The sequence below is a fragment of the Methanoregula sp. UBA64 genome, from assembly GCF_002502735.1.
In the GTDB taxonomy this organism is placed as follows: Archaea; Halobacteriota; Methanomicrobia; order Methanomicrobiales; family Methanospirillaceae; genus Methanoregula.
The window spans coordinates 1-19,814 of sequence record NZ_DAQC01000003.1 but is presented as its reverse complement, the minus strand read 5'-3'; the positions used below and the strand labels follow the sequence as shown (position 1 = coordinate 19,814).

The following is a 19,814-nucleotide window of genomic DNA, read 5'->3' as shown; positions in this document are numbered from 1 at the left end:
TTCCCTATCTGATCCGGTGGTTTCATGCTCGAACGTATTACCCGGCGCGAGGAAGCTGACCTCTTTATCGCATGGATGGCCATCTCCATCTCGTTTGCGATCATCTTCATCTCGCCCGGCGGATTCTTAAACTTCAATCCCGTCCACGTCAACCCGTTAACGGCCCTGATCTACTTCGGGATATCGCTCGTGGTGGTCTTTTTCGGGTTCATCCTCCACGAGATGGCGCACAAGTTTACCGCCATACGCTACGGGTTCTGGGCGGAGTTCCGGAAAGACAACATGATGCTCCTTGTGGCAGTCGCGATGGCAGCCCTCGTGGGCGTGGTCTTTGCCGCACCGGGTGCGACCGTGATCTACAATATGCGCTCTGACGGGCGGATGCTCTCCCGGGAAGAAAACGGGAAGGTCTCGGCAGCGGGGCCGATCACAAACCTCATCCTCTGCATCCCGTTTGCCTGCCTGCTCGTGTACGGAGGGATCTCGCAGGGCGTCGGGGCAAATATCGTTGCCCTTGTCGGCCTCATCGGGCTCCAGGTGAACGCGATGCTCGCGGCCTTCAACATGCTCCCCATAAGCGTGCTGGACGGCAGGAAAGTGCTGGCCTGGAACCCGGCGGTCTTTGTTGCCCTCATCGTTGCCGCGTTCGGTGTCCTCGTGGCGTCGTTCTATCTCTTTACCATCTAACCTTTTTTTTTAATTAACAAAAATTGCAAAAAATCAGACCGTGTTCTGTTCCAAAGACCACATCAATAAAATTACGCTCTTGGGGGCTCCGGCAAGCCTCCGCCCCCGCCGCTGGGGCATCCCCCGGTTGCAATAATACGGTATTACCTTCATTCATGAATTCTCCTGACGCAGGTAACAGGGCACTATCGCAATTGCGCCCCGTCCCCCTCGGGGGACTGGTGGCGCAAGAGGGGGGCGGCATACCGCAAACCAAAATCTTTCTATTTTTTTTATGAAATATCTGCTACCCTCACGCACCCTCACTCTTGATCTTCTCCATCTCCCGCACCACCTGCACGCCCTTCTCGAACGCATCCTTTAACGCGGTCGGGTGGTTCTTGATCCCGTTGGAGATGTCCATGCCGCGTGCAAGGATGTTATCCTCGGTAACGTACTCAAAGCCCGTGTCGTGGAAGAGGGCCCGAACCGCCGGGAACGCACTGTCGAAGACATCCTTCCGGTCGGTCCCGGCCGTGGAGATGAAGATCCCCCGGTGCCGTCTGCTGTGTTCTTCGGAAAAGGTGAGCGTCTTTAACAAAAATTTCCGCGACCAGAGGTACTGGGCCCGGTCAATGAACCCCTTGAGCTGGGCCGTGATCCCCATGCTGTAGATCGGCGAAGCTACCGCAACGCAGTCCGCAAGAAGGATCTTGTCGAACAGGGGCGGGGCATCGTCTTTTACAATGCAGTCCCCGGTCTTGTGGCAGGCATTACACCCCCGGCACGGCGTGTAATTGAGATCCTTTAACACCACTTTCTCCACATCCGCCCCGGCCGACCGGGCCCCGTCCAGGAAACTGTCAAGGAGCGTCTCGGTGTTCCCGTGCCGGTGCGGGCTGCCGGATATCCCAAGGACCGTGACCGTCATTGCCCGGCGCCTCCCGCGAGGCGGGCTTTGAGCTCCGCCACGACAGCCTTCCCGAGCTTCTCCGCATCAGTCTTTGCCGTTGGGTGCTGCAGGATTGCGCCTTTCTCGTCCACGCCGTTTACCATCAGGTACCGGATATCGGCGTCTTTGATCTCGATCACGTGGTAGAAGCACTTGACCGACGGCACCAGTGCATCGAAAACGTACGGCCAGGTCTGGCCGGCCGAAGCCAGGAACACACCCATGCGCCTGCCTTTGCGCTCCGGGGGAACGACCGGGAGTTTGAGCACGTACTTCCGGGACCGGAAGACCTGCGCCCGGTCCACGAGCATCTTTACCTGCGAACAAAGGCCCATGCAGAAGACGGGGGACGAGAGGACGATACAGTCCGCATCCACGATCTTGTCGTGGTAAATATCCATGCCGTCCCGCCGGATGCACTTGTTGAGTTTCTCGCACGCATTGCAGCCCTGGCAGGGATTGATATTTGCCTCGGTGAGCGGGACTTTCTCGACGGCAACCTCCGGGTCGGCAGCCATGGCGGCAAGCGTCCAGTCAAGGAGGGTCTCGGAATTCCCGTGCCGGCGCGGGCTGCCGGCGAACGCGAGGACTTTGATCGGCATAGATGATGCTTGGCGGTGGGGGATGAAAAATTATTGGATACAGGAGGGGGTAGGCACGGGCTCCACGCATCGGGTGCCGTTTCCCGGAATCCCTTAACCGATTTGTACGTATCGCAGTTCCCATACCGAGTTTTTACATTCATCACATCTTATCAATTATCGGAACCGTATCTTGGTACATAGTATCAATATTCGGAACCACCAATTTTGCTTTATCTAATGAAATTTCCGAAATTGTTATTTCGGTTTTTGCTTTATTATCAAATACACCAGTTACAACCATTTGTCCTTTTATTTTATGCTCTTTAATGATGGGATCCCAGTTAGGATCACCGTAACATTCGAATTTATAATAGGAAAACCCTGCAATACTATCACCGGACTTTATAAGAGTACTTCCATCATAATTTGGACTTTTTATCCCCAAAACAGAATATATCTTGATATTATCACCAATAGTAACTTGGGGATCTGGAATTGTGAGAGGATCTAATTCACTCCATCTTCCATTAATTGATTTAATTTTAAGATGCCACGAATTTAATGCGACGTCTCTCAAGCCTTTGTTACGAATTCCAATATAAATAAGAAATCCGAATCTCCTTGTAACCTGATCATGATATTGACCCGGAGGTAAAGCAAAAAACCACTGATATATCTCAGGATGGATTGGATCAATTAATAAAATGGGTCGCTCTCGTAAAAATGTCCATAATAGTATCAGGCCATTTACTAAACCCAATATCAACGCAGATGATTCTAATAGAACTTTAAAATTTTGCGTTAATATCCAATTAATCTCAAGCATATTGGCATATCAACGCGTTACAAAAATAATGGTTTCTTTCTTCAGAACTTTGGTTATCGTAACCTTTGACGAGGACTATTTGATCTAGAAATGGATGGTACTTCCAGACCTCCATTCCGAATGAGTCGATATTATCTTATCCAAATGGATCTGGAATGATTGTCCCGCCCCGCTCAAATCTTCTTATAGCAGAGGTACCAGTCCTTGCACTCGTACCCCTCGCTCATTCGCTTCTCCATCTCGGCCGCGGTCTTTGGCGGGGCCACGACCACCTTGTCGCCCGGCTGCCAGTTTGCCGGCGTCGAAACCTTGAACTGGTCGGTGGTCTGGAGCGCTTTAATGAGCCGGATGATCTCCGGCATGAACCGGCCGTTCGAGAGCGGGTAGTAGATCATCGCCCGCAGGATCCCCTTGTCGTCGATAAAGAAGACGCACCGGACCGCCGCAGTCGAACTCTGCGCCGGGTGGATCATGCCGTACTTCTTTGCCACTTTCATGTTTAAGTCGGCAATCACCGGGAACGGGATGGCAACCCCCATCTTCTCTTTGATGTTTCTTACCCAGGCAAGGTGTGCCGACACGCTGTCCACGGAGAGGCCGACAAGCTTCACGTTGAGCGCCGCAAGCTCGTCGTGGATCGCGGCAAACGCCATGAACTCCGTTGTACAGACCGGGGTAAAATCGGCCGGGTGCGAAAACAGCACCACCCATTTCCCCTTAAGGTCCGAGAGTTTCATCGGGCCCTGCGTAGTATCAGCTTCGAAATCCGGCGCAGGCTCGCCAAGCGCCGGAAGAACCGGACAGGTCTCTTCAGTCATACCTGCACCCGGTTACTTCTTCATCACTTCATCGAGCTGGGCCTTGCCGTACACATAGGCCGGCATACCGGCGAGCAGGAACGCAACCCTGAGCGCTTCCTCGACCTCGGCCTTCGTGCACCCGAGATTTGCCGCGCCCATCAGCTGGGCCCGGACCGCGTGCTGGTCGCGGAGCGAGGCTGCGATGGCGATTGCGATCAGCTTCTTGGTCTTCTTCGTGAGCTTGCCGTCGCTCCAGATGTGGTCCTCCATCTTGATGACGAGGTCGTACATCCCGGGGTCGTTCACGGTCAGCTCCTTGAAGAATTTCGGCACTTTCCCGATCTTCTTTCCAAGGTTTTTGAGCTCTTTTTCGGTACCTTTCCTTACGGTTGCTTTCTTTGCAACGGGTTTCTTTGCTGCTGTCTTTTTTACTACCATGTTCTTTCACATCCTTTTTTATTCACTCTTTGAGTTTCATGGGTTCGCCGCAGCAGATCAGTTCTCCGCCGCCGGCTTCCTTGACCACAACCACGTTACCGCAGATCTCGCATACGAAAACCTGCCCTTCTGCTGAAACATTCACCATGTCTGGGCACTTCCTCCGCACGGTTCGGGGATCGGCAGGAAAAGAGCGTTTCCGCCCGGATCGTCCCGGGTCCCCGGATCGCCCCGGTCCGGGGCGTTCCTTTTGCATTCACCTGGCAGTACGTTCGCCGGAAAAATAAGAAAATTACTGGAAGCTCTTACCGCGTTTGGGCGGGTTCTTCGCATCCTCGGGAGTCTTGATATCCGGCCGGATGTGGGTCATCGGGAAGCACTGGTATTCCTCGCAGGCACAGGCCGGGCACTTGCGGAGATCCTGCTCGCTCTTGTCGAGCGTATACTCCTTCCCGCAGTCAATGCACACGTACTTTCCCGGCCCGACCTTCTGGCCTGCCGTATACGTCTTCTGTTCGGTCAGATGTATCACCAGACTTCACATTTATACCAATGATATATATCAGTTCTGTTTGTGCAAAATTGCCGGGAACGCTCTCCTGCCGGGCCGGCAGCACATGCAAAGGTATATTGCGTGTTTTTCCCCAATGCTGGTATGAGAAAGAAGGTCGTCGGGCTCCTGGGGAGCCCCTTATCCGAGGGGAACACCGCCCGGCTCCTTTCATCCGCACTTGACGGCGCACGGGACGCCGGCTGCGAGACGGAACTCATCGACGTGACCTGTCTCCAGTTCCAGTCCTGCCAGGAGATGTTCTTCTGCCGCGAGCACGACACCTGCATCCTCGACGACGACATGCAGCAGATGTTCCCGAAACTCGCTTCTGCCGACGGCCTGATCGTGGCAACCCCGGTCATGACGATGGGCATCCCCGGGATGCTCAAGTCGCTCATGGACCGGTGCCAGGTCTTTTTCATGGCCAAGTACCACCGGAAACAGCCGCTTGTCCCGCCTGAAAAGCGCGACACGAGAGCCGGCCTCTTCATCTGCATTGCCGGCATGGACATCCCCGAGGTCTTTGTCGGCCCGAAATTATCCATGCGGGCATTCTTCGACATCATCGACTGCCGGTACGGGGACGAGCTGCTGGTAAACGGCATGGACCGGATCGGGGATCTCCGGGATCAGCCGGCAATCACCGGCGCAGCGTACAAAAAAGGATACGAACTCGGCGTCTCGATCGGCGGGGCCGGACGGTCCGGCCCGCCCGGCGGGACACCGGCACCGGACCTGCCCGGGCTCGGGCAGGATCCCCGGTGAGTTCCTGAAAAACCGTATGACACCAAAGAAAATTCTCGTAGTCGAGGACAATGTGATCGTGGCCATGGAGCTCCAGGCCCGGCTCGTCCAGGCCGGCTACCTTGTCACCGGCATTGCCGCAACCGGGGAAGCGGCAGTACAGCAGGCCCTCAGCCGCCGCCCCGACCTGCTCCTCATGGATATCACGCTCAAAGGGGACATGGACGGCATTGAAGCGGTCCACCGGATCCAGGAGGAATACGCGCCGGCCGTTATCTACATAACCGCCTATGCAAACGAATCCGTCAGGAACCGGGCCATGGCAACGCATCCCGCCGCCTACCTGACAAAACCGTTCGAGCCCGGGGAACTCTTCAGGGCCGTAACCCGGGCCCTCGAATAAGAAGGACCGGCCCCGGGTTACTTTTTTGGTTCCTCGATTCCCCTGAACCGGATCGTAAAGCGCGTCCCTTCGCTCGCATCGAGGGAGATTTCTCCGTCCAGCTGGCTCGCAAGGTTGTTTACCAGCTGGAGGCCAAGCGAGGTCGTGTTCCTGAAATCCACGTCTTTGGGGAACCCCACGCCGTTATCGGTAATGACCAGCGTGTACTGGTGGGGGGCGGTCAGCCCGATATCGATCCGGATCCGGCCCGGCCTCCCGTCGGGGAACGCGTACTTGAGGGAGTTGGAGACCAGCTCGTTGATCAACAGGCCGCAGGGGATCCCGGTCTCGATGTTGAGCGTCAGGTCATCCGGGGTTACCGAGATCCCGAACGTCACCCGGTCGTCATCCACGCCGTACGAGTCCTTGAGGGCATCCACGAGCCCTTCGAGGTACGTGACGAACGGGATCCGCCCGATATCCTTTGACCGGTAGAGTTTCTCATGGATAAGCGCCATCGATTTCACCCGGGTGCGGCATTCCCGCAGGATCCCCTGCGTGAACGGATCCGAGACATTGACGGACTGGAGGTACAACAGGCTTCCGATGATCTGGAGGTTGTTCTTGACCCGGTGGTGGATCTCTTTTAAGAGCATCTCCTTTTCGTGGAGCGAGGAGAGGATGAGGGCATCTGCCCGCTTCTTTTCTACCACGCGCCACATGGCATCCATCAGGAGCGTAAGCTGCTGCACATCGGATTCGGTATAATCGGTCTCCTTGTTCCCGACACCGGCAACGGCAACGATATGATCCTTTTCAAAGAGCGGGACATTCATGTGCCGGGTGAGGGCCATGTGGCCCTCGGGGAGTCCTTTTTTTAACGGGGACCGGGCTGCATAATCGTTGGTGATGACGGGTTGCCTCTGCCGGATCGCCTCGCCCCACAGGCCGGTCTCGCTCACCTTGTACCGGACCGGTTTGGTCTTCATGGCGCATTCTTCCATGGCTTTCGAGGACCAGTGGTGCATATAGAGCTCGGACTCGTCTTCGTTCGTACAGGCAACGTACCCGAGCGGGCTTGCGGTCAGTTCGAGCGCCTTTTCAAGGGCAAACCGGACGATCTCGTCGTCGGATTCGGCACTCATCTGGCTGATCCGGAGAAGTGTTTTCGCCCGTTCGGACTCGGCCCGTATGATCTCCTCGGCCTTCTTCCGCTCGGTAATGTCTCTTCCGAGGCCCATGAAGCCGGAGGGCGTGCCGTCCGGTTTTTTTATGAGCGAGAGCGTGGTCTCCGCCCAGTACGAGGTGTGGTCCTTGTTCTTGAACTCCAGATCGAGGATCCGGGAGATGTGGCGGTTCGGGTATCGTTCGGACTCCGCGATCATACTGGTGAGGATCTCCTGCATCACGGGCCTGTACGGCGGGGAAAGATGCTCCAAAAGAGGCATCGACCGCAGTTCTTTCGAGGTATAGCCACGTTTCCGCTCGGCCGAGGGACTGATAAACGAGATCTTCTGGTTCAAGTCGATAAGCCAGATCGTATCGTCCATATTCTCGGTTATGATCCGGTACCGCTCCTCGCTCTCGCGGAGCGCTGCCCGGGCCTTCTCTTTCTGGTCGATGTGCCGGATCTGGTTCTTGAGCTCGGCAAACAGGGCCTGCGGGTCGCCCCCTTTCTGGAGATAGAAGTCCGCCCCGTTGTTAAGCGCCTCGATGATGACGGCTTCCCGCCCCTTCCCGGAAAAGATGATAAACGGGGTCGTGTTGCCCCAGCTCTTGAGCTGTTTGAGGAACATGATGCCGTCCACACCGGGCATCTCGTAATCGGAGACGATGACATCGTACCGGGTGCTCTTAAGCGCCTCCATGGCAGCCTCGGCAGACAAAAACGTGTCCACTTTCATGTCCCGGTCCTTTTCAAGGAACCGCCGGGAGATGTCGCAGAGGACCTCTTCATCGTCGACAAACATTACCGAGATCGGCGTGGTACCAGGCATAGCGCTCCTGTTATGAACGGGTGATGAGATTTATAGATGCTCCAGATATAATTCTTGCCAATACTCCCGGGCGCGGCGGGCGATCAGAGGAGACCTTGCTCTTTCATGCTCGCATACCCGGTCTTTGTGACGATAATGTGGTCGAGCAGCGGGATCCCGAGCAGGGCGCCGGCCTCCGATAACTGCCGGGTGATCGCAATGTCCTGGGGGCTTGCGTCGAGCGATCCCGAGGGATGGTTGTGCACGCAGATGACCGAGGCCGCCCGGCGGGCAATCGCTTCGGCAAAGACCTCGCGGGGGTGGACCAGGCTGTGGTTGAGGATCCCGATCGTGACCACCCGGCGTTCGATCACCTCGCCGGCACCGGTCAGGCTGATGCAGATGAAATGCTCCTGGGGCTTGTCGCGGTACTCTGCGACCAGGACAAGGACATCGTCCGGCTTTTTTATCACAACCGAACCGGCCGGTTCGTAGCGCCGGCGCCCGAGTTCGAGGCTTGCCATGATCTGGGCTGCTTTCGACGGGCCGATGCCCCCGGTGCCGAGGATGTCCTCGTACCGGACCTCGCGGGACCGGTCCCCCAGGAGCGCGGTGATGTCCCGGGCAATGGCCCGTACGTCCCGGCCTTGTATCCCGCGGCCGAGGATCGCTTCGACCAGTTCGGTATCCGAGAGGGTAACGGCGCCTTTCTTTGCGATCTTTTCCCGGGGCCGGTCATGCTCCGGCACCTCCTTCATGGTCCTGATACGATCACCCGGTCGGCGGGACGGCCCGGTTGTCCGGCACGGGCATCCCGCGCACCCGTTTTAGTACCGGGATCGCCTGCAATTTATATAATTCCATCTATTTTTTCGCGGAATGTACCCGGCCGGGCGGTTTTTTGGGGGCGGTCTGCCCCATGAAGAATCTTTATGTAACTCCCTCTCCATACCTTCCCTCATGACAACCCAGAAGGATGCAATGGAAGCATTTGCCGGCGAATCGCAGGCAAACCGGAAATACCAGGCATTTTCCGAAAAAGCAGCCGCCGAGGGGTTTAAGAATATCGCAACGCTCTACAAGGCCGCATCGGAGGCAGAGGCCATCCACGCGAAACGACTCTTAAAAGTGCTCGGGGCAGTAGGAACCACCGAGAAGAACCTTGAGGGCAGCGTCGAGGGAGAGACCCACGAGTACACCTCGATGTATCCCGCGTTTGTCAGGGACGCCGAGGCAGAGAAGAAGAGCGAAGCCGTGATGACCTTCACCCACGCCATGAAGGCCGAAGAGGTCCACGCGGGACTGTACAAAAAAGCGCTTGCCGCCATCAAGGCCGGCCACGACCTCGGGAGCGAGAAGATCTTCCTCTGCCCGGTCTGCGGCAACATCGAGATCGGCAAGGCCCCGGACAAGTGCCCGATCTGCGGCGTGTTCGGCAAGCAGTTCAAGGAAATCACCCTCTGATCTTTTTTATTATTTTTTTACCACGGGGACCTCCGGTTCCCGCGGTTCGCTTTAAAAAAAGTCCTGCCCCCGGACGATCGTCTTACGGCTTGTGGTTGCGGCGGTGGACCCAGAAGATCACGACAATGAGTGCGATCAGAGTAGCCCACGACGCGGAATAGATCACGATGATGGGGTATTCGAGGATGGTATTTTTCAGGGAGACTGCCGGCGGTTCCCCGGCCGGGCTTTCAAAGGTGAGTTCAACGCCCGCCGGGAACCGGGCCGGGCCGCCAAAGTAGTGCACGATCACCGTTGCATTGCCGGACGCTATCACGCCTTTTACCGGTGCATTGTTGGTGGCCGGGAACGCGACCGCCCGGTTGAGCCGGTTCTCCCCGTCGCGGAGTTCCACGTACCATTCGTCGGGATAGGTTTCCGGGTAGACATCGGTCGCACGGATAACCAGTTCCGAGCCGGGGCGGACCGTTACCTGCCAGGTCCCGTTCTCGGTGCTGCCGGAGAAGCTCAGGCGCCGTGTCGCGTTCTCGCCCGGCGCAAGTACAAGCGTGCCGGACGGGAGGTACTCCGTGGTTGCCGTGGCATTGGGAAGCGTCAGGATACCGGTGCCCGGGACGACCGTGCACCGGAACCGGTCGTCCATTACCTCGGCGTACGACAGGGCGCGGGGATAGATCCGGAGCTCATCGATCCCGCCCGTAAAGTACCCGGGTGCAACGGGATCCGGGGAACCGGATGTCCCTGCCTCGGCGCCCGCCATCACGGCATTTGCCGCAGGATACCGGATCGCGCCGGTGGCGTTCTGCTGGTTGCGCATCACGCCGTCAAGGTAAACCCGGGCAGTCTGCCCGTCATAGGTCCCGGTCACGTGATGCCACTGGAGCGACGCGATATTCTCGTGCGGCACCGTGACGGCCACATCGCTGCCGTTATCGAGGCCCACCGTCCAGTACAGGTCGTTCCCGTCATCGAAGGCGAGACGGTATCCCCCGCTCCCGCCGGCACGGGTCGAGACGAGCGTTTCGGGGAACGTGTCGTTCCCGTAGAACCAGAGGGAGACCGTGACGGCATCGGCCGGGTGGTTTGCTGCCGTATAGGGAATCGCCACGTAATTCGCATTGCCGTCAAGGAAGATCGCCTTGACGCACCCGCTGTTATCGACCCGGTGGGCATTGCCGACAATCGAGCCCGGGTTCCCGTGGCCGGACGCATCGAGAACGATCTTCCCGCTGCCTTCGTTGAAGTTCAGGTACACCGCCGGGTCCCGGGCGGAGTCCGCGGCAAGGGCTGCTGCACAACAGAGCAGGAGCACCAGCGCCGCCGCATACCCGCACCTTCTGCCAAAGCCGGTCATCGCACACCTGTCCTTCGTCTAATTGGTGTATTGGTGCTCACAGGAAAAAGAACATTGCGTTCGGGTACTGTACCTGCCGCGAGAGATACTATTTATACGTAAAAAAACCTCTTCGCTTTCATGAGCACGGTTACCGTTTATTCGACCCAGAACTGCCCGTACTGCCGGATGGCAAAGGCATTCCTGGACAAGCAGAACGTCCCCTACACCGCCATCGATGTGGGCACCGACCGGGCTGCGGCACAGAAGATGATCGATCTGACCGGCCAGCGGGGCGTGCCGGTGATCGTGGTCGATGACGAAGTGATCGTGGGCTTTGATTCGGAGCGCTTAAACGAGCTCTTCGGGACGCCGGTGGAGAGCGAACGCTACGATGCGATCATCGTGGGCGCCGGCCCGGCCGGGCTCACCGCGGGCGTGTACTGCGCACGGAAGCTCCTAAAGACCCTGATCGTGTCGGAGAATGTGGGCGGGCAGGCGCTCGAATCGTGGGCGATCGAGAACTACCCGGGCTACCGGATGATCACGGGCGAGGACCTGATGAAGAAGTTCGAGGAGCAGGTGCGCACGCTCGATGTCCGGCTCGAACTGGTGGGGGTAAAAAGCATCCGGCAGGGCGCCGAAGGATTGTTCGAGGTCACGACCGCGTCCGGCACGCTTCTTTTGGCAAAGAGCGTGATCTTAACGCAGGGCAAGCAGCCCAAGATGCTCGGGGTCCCGGGCGAGGAGAACTATCTTGGCCGGGGCCTTTCGATCTGCGCGACCTGCGACGGTCCGCTCTACAAGGGAAAGAAGGTGGCGGTGGTGGGCGGCGGGAACTCCGGCGTCCAGACCGCGATCGAGATGAGCGGGATCGCATCGTCCGTGAGCCTGATCGCGAGGAGCACCATAAAAGCCGACCCGGTGTACGTGAAGAAGCTCGACGGGATAAAAAACATCACGATTCACCAGCATTCGCAGATCGCCGGGCTCTCGGGCGACAAGTTCCTTTCCCGCATCACCTTAAAGACGGAGGGGCAGCCCGACCAGGAGATCGGCATTGACGGCGTCTTTATCGAGATCGGCTGGACGCCGAACACCGGGTTCCTCGACGGGCTCGTGGATCTCAATGACCGCGGCGAAATTGTCGTGGACGTGGACGGGAAGACGAGCCGGCCCGGGGTCTTTGCAGCAGGCGATGTGACCTCGGTAAAAAGCAAGCAGATCATTATCGCTGCCGGGGATGGGGCAAAGGCGGCTCTCGAAGCGTACGAGTACCTGATGAAACAGGGCTGATCGTTTTTTTGCCCGGGGAAGACCGGGCACAGGTCTAATCCCTGTTTTTGGGAGATTTGCCCGACAGCAACAAAATAGAAATGGTTATCGTCGGGAAATATAATTAAAAGAATATGAAAAGATCTTTTGTTCTCTTGATCGTTACCTGTTTTCTCCTCATTGTCGCGGCGGGATGCACAAGTTCCACAGGCACTTCAGCAGCGGCAACCCCAACAGTGACTGCCGTACCGGTCACGTCGATACCGGTGACCACGCAGATCCCCGCGACCACGGATAGTATTACGACAACGGCAACATCGAAGCCGGCGGTTGTATCAACCACCGCCAGCGCAACGGATCCGATTCTGCACCGGTGGGTACGGCAGTACCCCTCGCTTACCTCTGCCGGCTGGGTCGCATATGAGTTCAAATTTTATCCCGATGGCAGCCTTGTTTATAATTTTGGAACCCCGAAAATGACAGCGGGGAACATTCAGGTCGTATCAACCTATGAGGCGACCGGTACATGGGTGAAGAGTGGGAACAATACCTATCTCCTGCATTACCTGCCACTCGGCCGGACCGGCGCGCAGATAGTTGACGAATATACATGGGTACCGGAAACCATCGATAAGGAATATGGCCGGACTATCCCGGAGCATATCATCAGTCAGGATGAGATTGACGAGTATGCTCACTCTGCCCGGGAGATCATGGCCGACGAAATGATGTACCCGGAGCGGGCGAAGGTGGACTGACGATAGCAGAACGGGAGCCGTAATCATGAGAAAAAATATCATTATCTCAACAATTATCCTCGTCAGTCTTGCCCTTGTAATTGTTGCTGGATGCGCAAGCACCCAATCTAACGATCCTGTTGTAGGTGCATGGAGCACCTCATCGGGGTCTTTATGGACTTTCACAGCAAACGGCCAGTACCAAGCGGTAAATTCCGAAAGGACAGAAACCATCAGCGGAAATTGGACGAAAATAAAAGATGGTGAGTATCAGGTAACCGCCGGGCAACTTATCGGTACCTATATTTACAATTCTTCTGAAGATACCCTGATCTCGTCAATATCAAATGCAAAGGCAGTCCGTTTCACCGGGCAAAATTTACCGACATTAACCACAGTTTCGGCATCCCCAACATCAGTAATTACTGCGGTTGCCACAGCATCCCTTACGGCATCTCACGGGTCCGATCCGATTGTCGGAACGTATACCTGTGATGCAGGATCGGCCGGTTATGGTCAGGTGACATTTAATGCCGATGGGACTTTTGTCGAATATTTCAATCTAGCCGGGAAGGCACCCGTTCAGGCTACCGGCACATGGCAATATAATAACGGCGTATACCTCACAGCACTTACGACCGGAGCGACAAATGTTTGGGTGATAACACCGAGCGGTGCGGTGAAGGATGAAAACGCTCTTATTTACGTCCCCGGCACCGAGCATGGAAAGGTGCAAGTAACCCAAACCACTTCCGGTAGTGGGGGTTCGAAAGTCACTTCTTTCAAGGGTTATGGTGACGACGTGCAATCTTTCACAGCAACTGGCGATGGGATGCGGATCTTCAGTATGTCGTATTCCGGGGAAAGTAATTTTATTATCTGGTTGGAAGATTCACAGGGCAACAAACTTGATCTATTAGTCAACGAGATTGGATCCTATAATGGTAAAACTTCTGAACGTATGGGGCCGGGGACATACTACCTCGATGTGTCAGCGAGCGGCCCATGGACCGTAACCCTCACTTCGATATAATCTTCTTTTTTCACTTTTACGTCTTATACCAAATCCCTTTTTCACTTTGGCATTTATGCCCTATTCTGGAGATTATTATTCCACTCTCTTCCCAGAAGGGTTTCCTAGAAGTTTGTAATGACCAGCTGCTAAACCAGATTCCTGTTATTTCGGCGGGATCTGGCGTACCGTGCCAAACCCTGACGAGACGGATTTCCCGATGCCAAGGAGATCGGGGATCACGAAATTTGCCTGGAATTTCCCGGTAAAGGTCATGTCGGTGACATCCCCGATCCGGTCTTTCTGGAAATGGAGGTTCGTATCGCATCTGATGGGCGCGGGGTTCTCATAGCCAAGCGATTTTGAGAGGGACCCGATGTTCTGGACCAGGATCTTCTGGACAAATCCGTCCCGTTCCTCTTTGCCTTTGAGTTTGTAGAACCTCTTGTAGTTCTCCTGGCTGAACGGGAGCCAGGGCGTCAGGAACTCATAGGTATGGAGCGTGTCTGCGATCCCGAACTCCCCGGCCGCGATCCCGGTGCTGTGCCCGGTGATCCGCCAGGTCTCCGTGCCCGGCCGGATTTCGGGAGATTCATCGCAGATTGTTTTGAGGACTTCTGCACCTTCGTTGATGCCAATCACGGTATGGATGTTTTTGATCAGCTTGTACTGGATGACCGGGTACCGGTAGATGAACGCGGTAGTATCGTTCTTGTGGAGTTCGGTGTACCCGGCTAATTTTGCGGCAAAGAACCCGCGCAGCTCCTTAATTGTGCCGGCCATCGGATTGGCCGGGTCAAGGGTCAGGGTGAAGGTGTTGAGGATCATGGGGTCTGGCTCGATCGTTTCTGTGGTATCTACAAATGATGCGCAGAGGTCATAAGGGTAATTCATGGTGCAGGACACATGTCCGGTACATGGTCGTGCGTCCCTCCGGTAAAACTGGGCCTCATCAGATCATGCCAATGAGGCATGGGGGATTTTTTTTAAGGGGTGCATCCGGTTCGTACCGGGTTTTTTCCTGCTTGTATGAACTTTCGCGCGAGAAAATTTCCAAAAGATCGCCACGAAAGTTGGAAAAACTGCCCGTATGTGCAGGTCTCACGACGGAGAGTGCCGGCTGCCGGAAAATTTTTCCGGCCGATCGCGTCCCGCTCGTACGGTCTGAAATTTTTTCCGGCCAAAAATTTTTGGTTTGAAAATTGATCTGCCCGGTTTTTTTTGCCGCGAAAGTTTTTCCGGCAGATTTTTTTTGGCGCGAAAGTTGAAAATCCTAAAAAATTTCCGGTTGAAAGTTGAAAATTTTAAAAAAAGTTGGCGCGAAAGTTGAAAAAAAGGTGTTAGTTATGCAACTAACTCACTTCTCCGTCGTAAATCCTGCGATACGGAACCGGTACCGGGATCAGAAAACACGGACTTTTTTTGGCCGCGAAATTTGAAAAACCAAAAAAATTTCCGGTCGAAAGTTGAAAATCCCAAAAAATTTTGGATTGAAATTTCTCCGGCCGGATTTTTTCCGGTTTGAAAGTTGGAAAATCCAAAAAAGTTCCGGGCGAAAGTTTGTGCGGCCGGATTTTTCCGGACGAAAATAAAAAATGCCGGGAAAAGTTTGGAGGGGAAAATCCCGGGCTGGTAGGTTCAGGACCGTCTTTCTGCTTGCAGCCCCCTTTGCGCCATCCCTGCCCCCCAAGGGGGGCGGGGGCGCGAGCGATACACTCTGACTTACCTGCATTCAGACCTGCTCCCGGTACGGGTAATACAGCACTATCGCAATGGGGGGATGCCCACGCGGCGGGGGCTTTAGCCCCCAAGAGCGTCTTCTTATCGGGAGTGACCATCGATACTGCATCATTATGATAAATTTCCCCGTCGGAGATCTGAGAAACGCTCACAGATTGCACCGGTTGGCAGATCTCAGGCTCATATAACCATTCCATTGATCCCAAAAAGCCTGTCAACAGAAGCCCGCTATTTTGCAGGATCAATCGGCTTTTTAATCGCTTTATTCCTTGAAATACCCGATTAAAACAGTATTTTCTATGCGCGTGGACACGATTTCCTGTGGAACCGGTTGCAGGGGTTTTCCTGATACCTGCTCCTCCGTCGGAGAAACGATCGCACGGGACATAAGGTCCGGTATTCCGGGAACTACCCCCGGGAAGGGGCAGTACCCGCGCCCGGGTGGCTGCCGGGAAAGGGCACTTCCTGGTAAAAAGGGCTTATTCCTTCTCCTTTCCGGCCAGCCGGTCCTTCTCCCGGTACCCTTCCAGAAGAACCGTCATGATATTTTTGACCGGCTTGTCCGAGTGGCTCGCGATATGGAACTCGCAGAACGGGCAGGAGGTGATCACGAGATCGGCCCCGGTCTTTTTGATCTCTTCGCGCCGCTTTTCGCCAAGCGCCGCCGCCTCATCGGGCAGCCCGGACTTTACCCCGCCGCCCGAGCCGCAGCAGATGGAGGGCATCTCGACAAGGTCCACCACCTGCCGGATCAGCTGCCGGGGCTCCTCTCTGATATCCTGGCCCCGCAGTAAGTGGCAGGGATCGTGGTAGGTTGCTTTCAGCGGGAGCTTTGCCGGCGGCTCGATTCCGTAATTCGCAAGGACTTCGTTGATGTCCATGACCTTAAACGGGGTCGCGTAATCGTGCTTGAGGGTCGATCCGCACCCGGCGCACATTGTCATCACCGTGTCGAGCCGGCGGGTCCGGAACGCATCGATGTTGCGTTTCCTCAGGGTATCCACATAATCGAGCTGGCCGGTCCGGATCAGCGGCGAGCCGCAGCAGACCTGGTCGCGGGGGATGATCACCCGGATACCGTTCCTTTTTAGGATCTCCATTGCATCGAGCGCCGACTGCTGCTGGCGCAGGTTGTACATGCAGCCGACAAAGAAGCCGACCGTTGCCCTGACCGGGCCATCGGGTTCGATGATGAAGCCCGACTGCTCCATAAACGTTGGTGCGGTCCGGACAACACTGCGGCCGGTCTCTTTGATAAGCGCCTCGACCTCGCGGTGCCGGGGGAACGTGAAGCCCTGCTTGTTTGCGAGCGCCCGGAGCTTCTCGATCGCTTTCCCGGGGATCCTGATCTTCTTCGGGCATACCTTGAAACACGCCTGGCAGCTCGTGCAGGTAAAGAGCCCGTCGCGGACCGCGTCCGGCACCCGGTTTTTGCTGTCCCGGGGATCGAGCGCGAGCCGCATCTCCTGTCGCATCGCGGTGGGCCCGAGGAACTTTGTCACGTCCATGGCCGGGCAGACCGAGACGCAGGCCATGCACTCGATGCAGTCCCGGAGGGGTTTGATCTCATCGATCTCTGCCTTTACCGGGAGCCGTTCGGTCCCGTGCTCGGCTGGCACGAGCGAGGCGATCTCGCGGATCTTCGGGAGGATATCGGCCACGAGATCCTTTTTCACCGGGAGGTTGAGCGGCGCAATGATCATCCCGTCCGCTGCCTCCGCCATGCAGGCAAGGACCGGCTCGCCGTTTACCCGCACCGCACAGCTCCCGCACTGCCCCGAGCTGCAGCAGTAGCGGTACGCGAGCGTTGCATCGAGAGTATCGTGGATCGCGTGCAGGACGTGGAGGACCCGGGCGCCGTCGTTCACGCTCACCGTGTACGGCACGAACTGCGGTTCTGCGTCCTTTTCGGGATCGAACCGCTGGACGGTGACGTGCAGCTCCTTCATGCCGCCACCTTCCTCTTTTCGATCCCCTCGCGGTTCTTCGAGATGTACGTGTGGCCGAAGGGCGAGTGCAGCGCGTCCCATTCCTGCGTGAGATCGGTCCGCATGTTGGCGCCCCGGGACTCGGGCCGGAGGAGCGCCGAGCGGCAGATGAGCGAAGCGGTAACAAGCATGTTCTCAAGGATACAACAGTCCGCAAGGTTCCGGGCCGATGCGGCTTTGACCGGCACCTGCGCGAGCCGGTTTGCGGTGGCAAGCGCGGCTTTTATCCCCGCCTCGTCCCGGAAGATCCCGGCGCCCTTCCACATTGCGAGCTGGAGATCCTTTCTCGCGTCCGCCGGGTTTTCTGTCCCGGCAAGGAACCGGTCGAGCCGGTTCCTCTGGCGTTCGATCTGGGCCGGGTCCACCTTTTTTGCCCGGCGCTCTTCCTGTGCGGCTGCCGCGCCCGCCCGTTTCCCGAAGACCTGCGTGTCGGCAAGGGCGTTCCCGCCGAGCCGGTTTGCGCCCTGCACGCCGCCGGCAGATTCCCCGCAGGCAAAGAGGCCGGGGATCGTTGTCCTGCATTCGGGCGTGATCCGCAGGCCGCCCATGATGTGGTGGGCCGTGGGAGCGACTTCCATGGGCTCTTTTCGTATATCCACGCCGTACGTGAGGAACTGTTCGAGCATCACCGGCAGCCGGGTCTCGATCTGTTCGGCCGGCAGGTGGGTCACGTCGAGGTACACGCCGCCGCGTTCCGTGCCCCGGCCCTGTGCGATCTCGGTTGCAATCGCCCGGGAGACCACGTCGCGCGTGGAGAGTTCCATCCGGTCCGGGTCGTACCGCTTCATGAACCGCTCGCCGAGATTGTTCTTCAAAACCCCGCCCTCGCCCCGCACGGCTTCGGTAATGAGCCGGCCCCTTGCATCGTACGGGAACACCGCGCCGGTCGGGTGGAACTGGACCATCTCCATATCGACGAGTTCCGCTCCCGCCCGGTAGCCCATGGCGTACCCGTCGCCGGTCCCGCTCGACGAGTTCGTGGAGACATCGTAGACTTTCGTCCCGCCGCCGGTGGCAAGGATCGTGCTGTCGGCCGTGATCGCGACAAGCTCCCCTTTCTCGTCAAGGGCAAGCGCCCCCGCCACCCGGTCGCCGTCTTTGAGGAGATCGATCACCGTCACCTCTTCGAGTTTTGTCACGTCCGTCCCGGCAAGGCGCTCAACAAGCGTCTTCATCATCTCGTGGCCGGTCCGGTCCCCGGCATAACAGGTCCGGGGGAACCGCTGGCCCCCGAACGGGCGCTGGGCAACTTCGTCCTTTTCGGTGAAATCAAAGACTGCACCCCACCGGATCAGGTCGGATATCCGGAGCGGCGATTCTTTCACCAGCGCTTTTACCAGCTCCGGGTCGTTTAAATACGCTCCCCCTTTGAGCGTATCCTCGTAGTGGATCTCGCAGGAATCGGCCTCGCGAAGCACCGCGTTGTAGCCCCCTTCGGCCATCGTGGTGCAGCCGCCCTTTCCCGCAATGGTTTTTGTGACCATCACGACATCGCCGGACCCCGCGGCCTCGATTGCCGCCCGGACCCCGGCGCCGCCGCTCCCGATCACGAGCACATGGCAGTCCACCACGTCGTCTGCATGCATATTATAATTCTGTGCGTCGTATACTAAAATAAAGAAATGGTACTGACCAAGAGTGGACGTGACATGAAATATCTCATGAAATTCGGCGGGACTTCCGTTGCAGACGCACGGTGCATCGGCCTTGTGGTCGATATTTTAGAAAAACACCACAACGCCGGGGACAAAATCGCGGTCGTGGTATCGGCCCAGCGGGGCGTGACCGACCAGCTTATCGAGATCGCAGAGAAGCTCCCGACCGCAAAGGACTGCACTGCAGTGGCTCCCCTTATCGCGGCGCTCCGCCAGCGCCACATGACCACTCTTGAGGGGGCGGCGCCCGATCACGTAAAAGAGGTCGGCGCAGTCATCGAGAAGCGCCTTGCAAGCCTCCAGCACATCCTCTTTGCGATCTACAATCTCCGCGAGCTCACGCCCCGGTCCAAGGACTACGTGATCTCGTACGGGGAACGGCTGCTCGCCCCGATCGTGGGTGCGGCAATCCGGCAGCGGGGCATCCCGTCCACGGTCTTTGACGGCTGCGAGGCCGGTATCCTCACCACGCCCCAGCACGGCGAGGCGACCGCCCTTACCGAGAGCGACGCACGGATCAAGGCAAAGATAGACCCGCTCCTTGCAAAAGAGATCCCGGTGATCATGGGGTTCATGGGCTGCACGGAACAGGGGATCGTCACCACGCTTGGCCGGAGCGGCTCGGACTATTCGGCGTCCATCATCGGCGCCGGGATCGATGCGGACGAGATCTGGATCTGGACCGATGT

At 57.2% G+C, this 19,814-nt stretch carries 22 protein-coding genes and 1 pseudogene; 8 read left to right on the top strand and 15 right to left on the bottom strand.

The genetic code is table 11. The annotated features are described in order from the left end of the window. The first annotated feature begins 24 nt into the window (after positions 1-24). Positions 25-687 carry a site-2 protease family protein gene (locus tag BP758_RS07075; RefSeq protein ID WP_292370143.1) on the top strand — a complete coding sequence of 221 codons (663 nt, stop codon included), beginning with the start codon at positions 25-27 and terminating at the stop codon, positions 685-687. 292 nt (positions 688-979) lie between these two features. Here BP758_RS07075 and BP758_RS07070 read toward each other — a convergent pair whose 3' ends face one another. From BP758_RS07070 to BP758_RS07040, 7 genes are all read right to left on the bottom strand, one after another. Then, the gene (locus tag BP758_RS07070; protein WP_292370141.1) at positions 980-1,597 is read right to left on the bottom strand and encodes a flavodoxin family protein; all 618 of its coding nucleotides are present in this window, start codon (positions 1,595-1,597) and stop codon (positions 980-982) included. After that, positions 1,594-2,220, bottom strand: coding sequence for a flavodoxin family protein (locus BP758_RS07065; protein WP_292370140.1), 627 nt, complete (start codon positions 2,218-2,220; stop codon positions 1,594-1,596). The genes BP758_RS07070 and BP758_RS07065 overlap by 4 nt, the downstream gene beginning before the upstream one ends. A gap of 142 nt (positions 2,221-2,362) precedes the next feature. Further along, the gene (locus BP758_RS07060) at positions 2,363-2,779 is read right to left on the bottom strand and encodes a hypothetical protein (protein ID WP_292370139.1); all 417 of its coding nucleotides are present in this window, start codon (positions 2,777-2,779) and stop codon (positions 2,363-2,365) included. Positions 2,780-3,201: 422 nt separating this feature from the next. Then, positions 3,202-3,846: a peroxiredoxin gene (locus BP758_RS07055; protein ID WP_292370138.1), complete on the bottom strand. Its 645-nt coding sequence runs from the start codon at positions 3,844-3,846 to the stop codon at positions 3,202-3,204. 12 nt (positions 3,847-3,858) lie between these two features. Beyond that, entirely contained in the window at positions 3,859-4,266 is a 408-nt protein-coding gene (locus BP758_RS07050) for a carboxymuconolactone decarboxylase family protein (protein WP_292370136.1), read from the bottom strand. Between the two features lie 22 nt (positions 4,267-4,288). Beyond that, positions 4,289-4,414 carry a desulfoferrodoxin FeS4 iron-binding domain-containing protein gene (locus BP758_RS07045; protein WP_292370134.1) on the bottom strand — a complete coding sequence of 42 codons (126 nt, stop codon included), beginning with the start codon at positions 4,412-4,414 and terminating at the stop codon, positions 4,289-4,291. A 144-nt stretch (positions 4,415-4,558) separates the two neighbouring features. Continuing rightward, the gene (locus BP758_RS07040; RefSeq protein WP_292370132.1) at positions 4,559-4,798 is read right to left on the bottom strand and encodes a zinc ribbon-containing protein; all 240 of its coding nucleotides are present in this window, start codon (positions 4,796-4,798) and stop codon (positions 4,559-4,561) included. Positions 4,799-4,921: 123 nt separating this feature from the next. Here BP758_RS07040 and BP758_RS07035 point away from each other — a divergent pair, with 123 nt between their 5' ends. Both BP758_RS07035 and BP758_RS07030 read left to right on the top strand, forming a co-directional pair. Next, positions 4,922-5,584 (top strand): flavodoxin family protein, encoded by a 663-nt coding sequence (locus tag BP758_RS07035; RefSeq protein ID WP_292370130.1) that lies wholly within the window; start codon positions 4,922-4,924, stop codon positions 5,582-5,584. Between the two features lie 16 nt (positions 5,585-5,600). Continuing rightward, the gene (locus BP758_RS07030; RefSeq protein ID WP_292370127.1) at positions 5,601-5,966 is read left to right on the top strand and encodes a response regulator; all 366 of its coding nucleotides are present in this window, start codon (positions 5,601-5,603) and stop codon (positions 5,964-5,966) included. A 17-nt stretch (positions 5,967-5,983) separates the two neighbouring features. On the opposite strand, the gene BP758_RS07025 is transcribed toward BP758_RS07030, so the two are convergent. After that, positions 5,984-7,942 (bottom strand): GAF domain-containing protein, encoded by a 1,959-nt coding sequence (locus BP758_RS07025; RefSeq protein ID WP_292370125.1) that lies wholly within the window; start codon positions 7,940-7,942, stop codon positions 5,984-5,986. A gap of 83 nt (positions 7,943-8,025) precedes the next feature. Next, positions 8,026-8,679 carry a RadC family protein gene (gene radC, locus BP758_RS07020; protein ID WP_292370123.1) on the bottom strand — a complete coding sequence of 218 codons (654 nt, stop codon included), beginning with the start codon at positions 8,677-8,679 and terminating at the stop codon, positions 8,026-8,028. Between the two features lie 202 nt (positions 8,680-8,881). Here radC and BP758_RS07015 point away from each other — a divergent pair, with 202 nt between their 5' ends. Continuing rightward, positions 8,882-9,385 (top strand): rubrerythrin family protein, encoded by a 504-nt coding sequence (locus tag BP758_RS07015; protein WP_292370121.1) that lies wholly within the window; start codon positions 8,882-8,884, stop codon positions 9,383-9,385. Positions 9,386-9,467: 82 nt separating this feature from the next. Here BP758_RS07015 and BP758_RS07010 read toward each other — a convergent pair whose 3' ends face one another. Next, positions 9,468-10,739 (bottom strand): LamG domain-containing protein, encoded by a 1,272-nt coding sequence (locus BP758_RS07010; protein WP_292370119.1) that lies wholly within the window; start codon positions 10,737-10,739, stop codon positions 9,468-9,470. Positions 10,740-10,859: 120 nt separating this feature from the next. Between BP758_RS07010 and BP758_RS07005 the strand changes: the two genes are divergently transcribed. Beyond that, positions 10,860-12,014, top strand: a complete 1,155-nt coding sequence (locus BP758_RS07005) for a Uxx-star family glutaredoxin-like (seleno)protein (protein WP_292370117.1) — start codon at positions 10,860-10,862, stop codon at positions 12,012-12,014. Positions 12,015-12,117: 103 nt separating this feature from the next. On the opposite strand, the gene BP758_RS07000 is transcribed toward BP758_RS07005, so the two are convergent. Continuing rightward, positions 12,118-12,423, bottom strand: a complete 306-nt coding sequence (locus BP758_RS07000; RefSeq protein ID WP_292370115.1) for a hypothetical protein — start codon at positions 12,421-12,423, stop codon at positions 12,118-12,120. 46 nt (positions 12,424-12,469) lie between these two features. On the opposite strand from BP758_RS07000, the gene BP758_RS06995 reads away from it, so the two are divergent. Then, positions 12,470-12,751: a hypothetical protein gene (locus BP758_RS06995; protein ID WP_292370113.1), complete on the top strand. Its 282-nt coding sequence runs from the start codon at positions 12,470-12,472 to the stop codon at positions 12,749-12,751. A gap of 25 nt (positions 12,752-12,776) precedes the next feature. Further along, complete coding sequence (locus BP758_RS06990; protein WP_292370112.1) at positions 12,777-13,763, top strand: hypothetical protein; 987 nt, start codon at positions 12,777-12,779, stop codon at positions 13,761-13,763. Between the two features lie 144 nt (positions 13,764-13,907). On the opposite strand, the gene BP758_RS06985 is transcribed toward BP758_RS06990, so the two are convergent. The 4 genes from BP758_RS06985 to tfrA form a co-directional block, all read right to left on the bottom strand. After that, positions 13,908-14,636 (bottom strand): CRISPR-associated endonuclease Cas6, encoded by a 729-nt coding sequence (locus BP758_RS06985; protein ID WP_292370110.1) that lies wholly within the window; start codon positions 14,634-14,636, stop codon positions 13,908-13,910. 458 nt (positions 14,637-15,094) lie between these two features. Then, on the bottom strand, positions 15,095-15,679 hold the full coding sequence (locus tag BP758_RS06980) for a hypothetical protein (RefSeq protein ID WP_292370109.1): 585 nt from the start codon (positions 15,677-15,679) through the stop codon (positions 15,095-15,097). A 282-nt stretch (positions 15,680-15,961) separates the two neighbouring features. Beyond that, positions 15,962-17,431 (bottom strand): fumarate reductase (CoM/CoB) subunit TfrB, encoded by a 1,470-nt coding sequence (gene tfrB, locus BP758_RS06975; protein WP_292370106.1) that lies wholly within the window; start codon positions 17,429-17,431, stop codon positions 15,962-15,964. After that, positions 17,428-19,056, bottom strand: coding sequence for a fumarate reductase (CoM/CoB) subunit TfrA (gene tfrA, locus BP758_RS06970; protein WP_292370104.1), 1,629 nt, complete (start codon positions 19,054-19,056; stop codon positions 17,428-17,430). The genes tfrB and tfrA overlap by 4 nt, the downstream gene beginning before the upstream one ends. A gap of 36 nt (positions 19,057-19,092) precedes the next feature. Here tfrA and BP758_RS06965 point away from each other — a divergent pair. Continuing rightward, a pseudogene (locus BP758_RS06965) lies at positions 19,093-19,814 on the top strand (aspartate kinase); the annotation flags it as partial.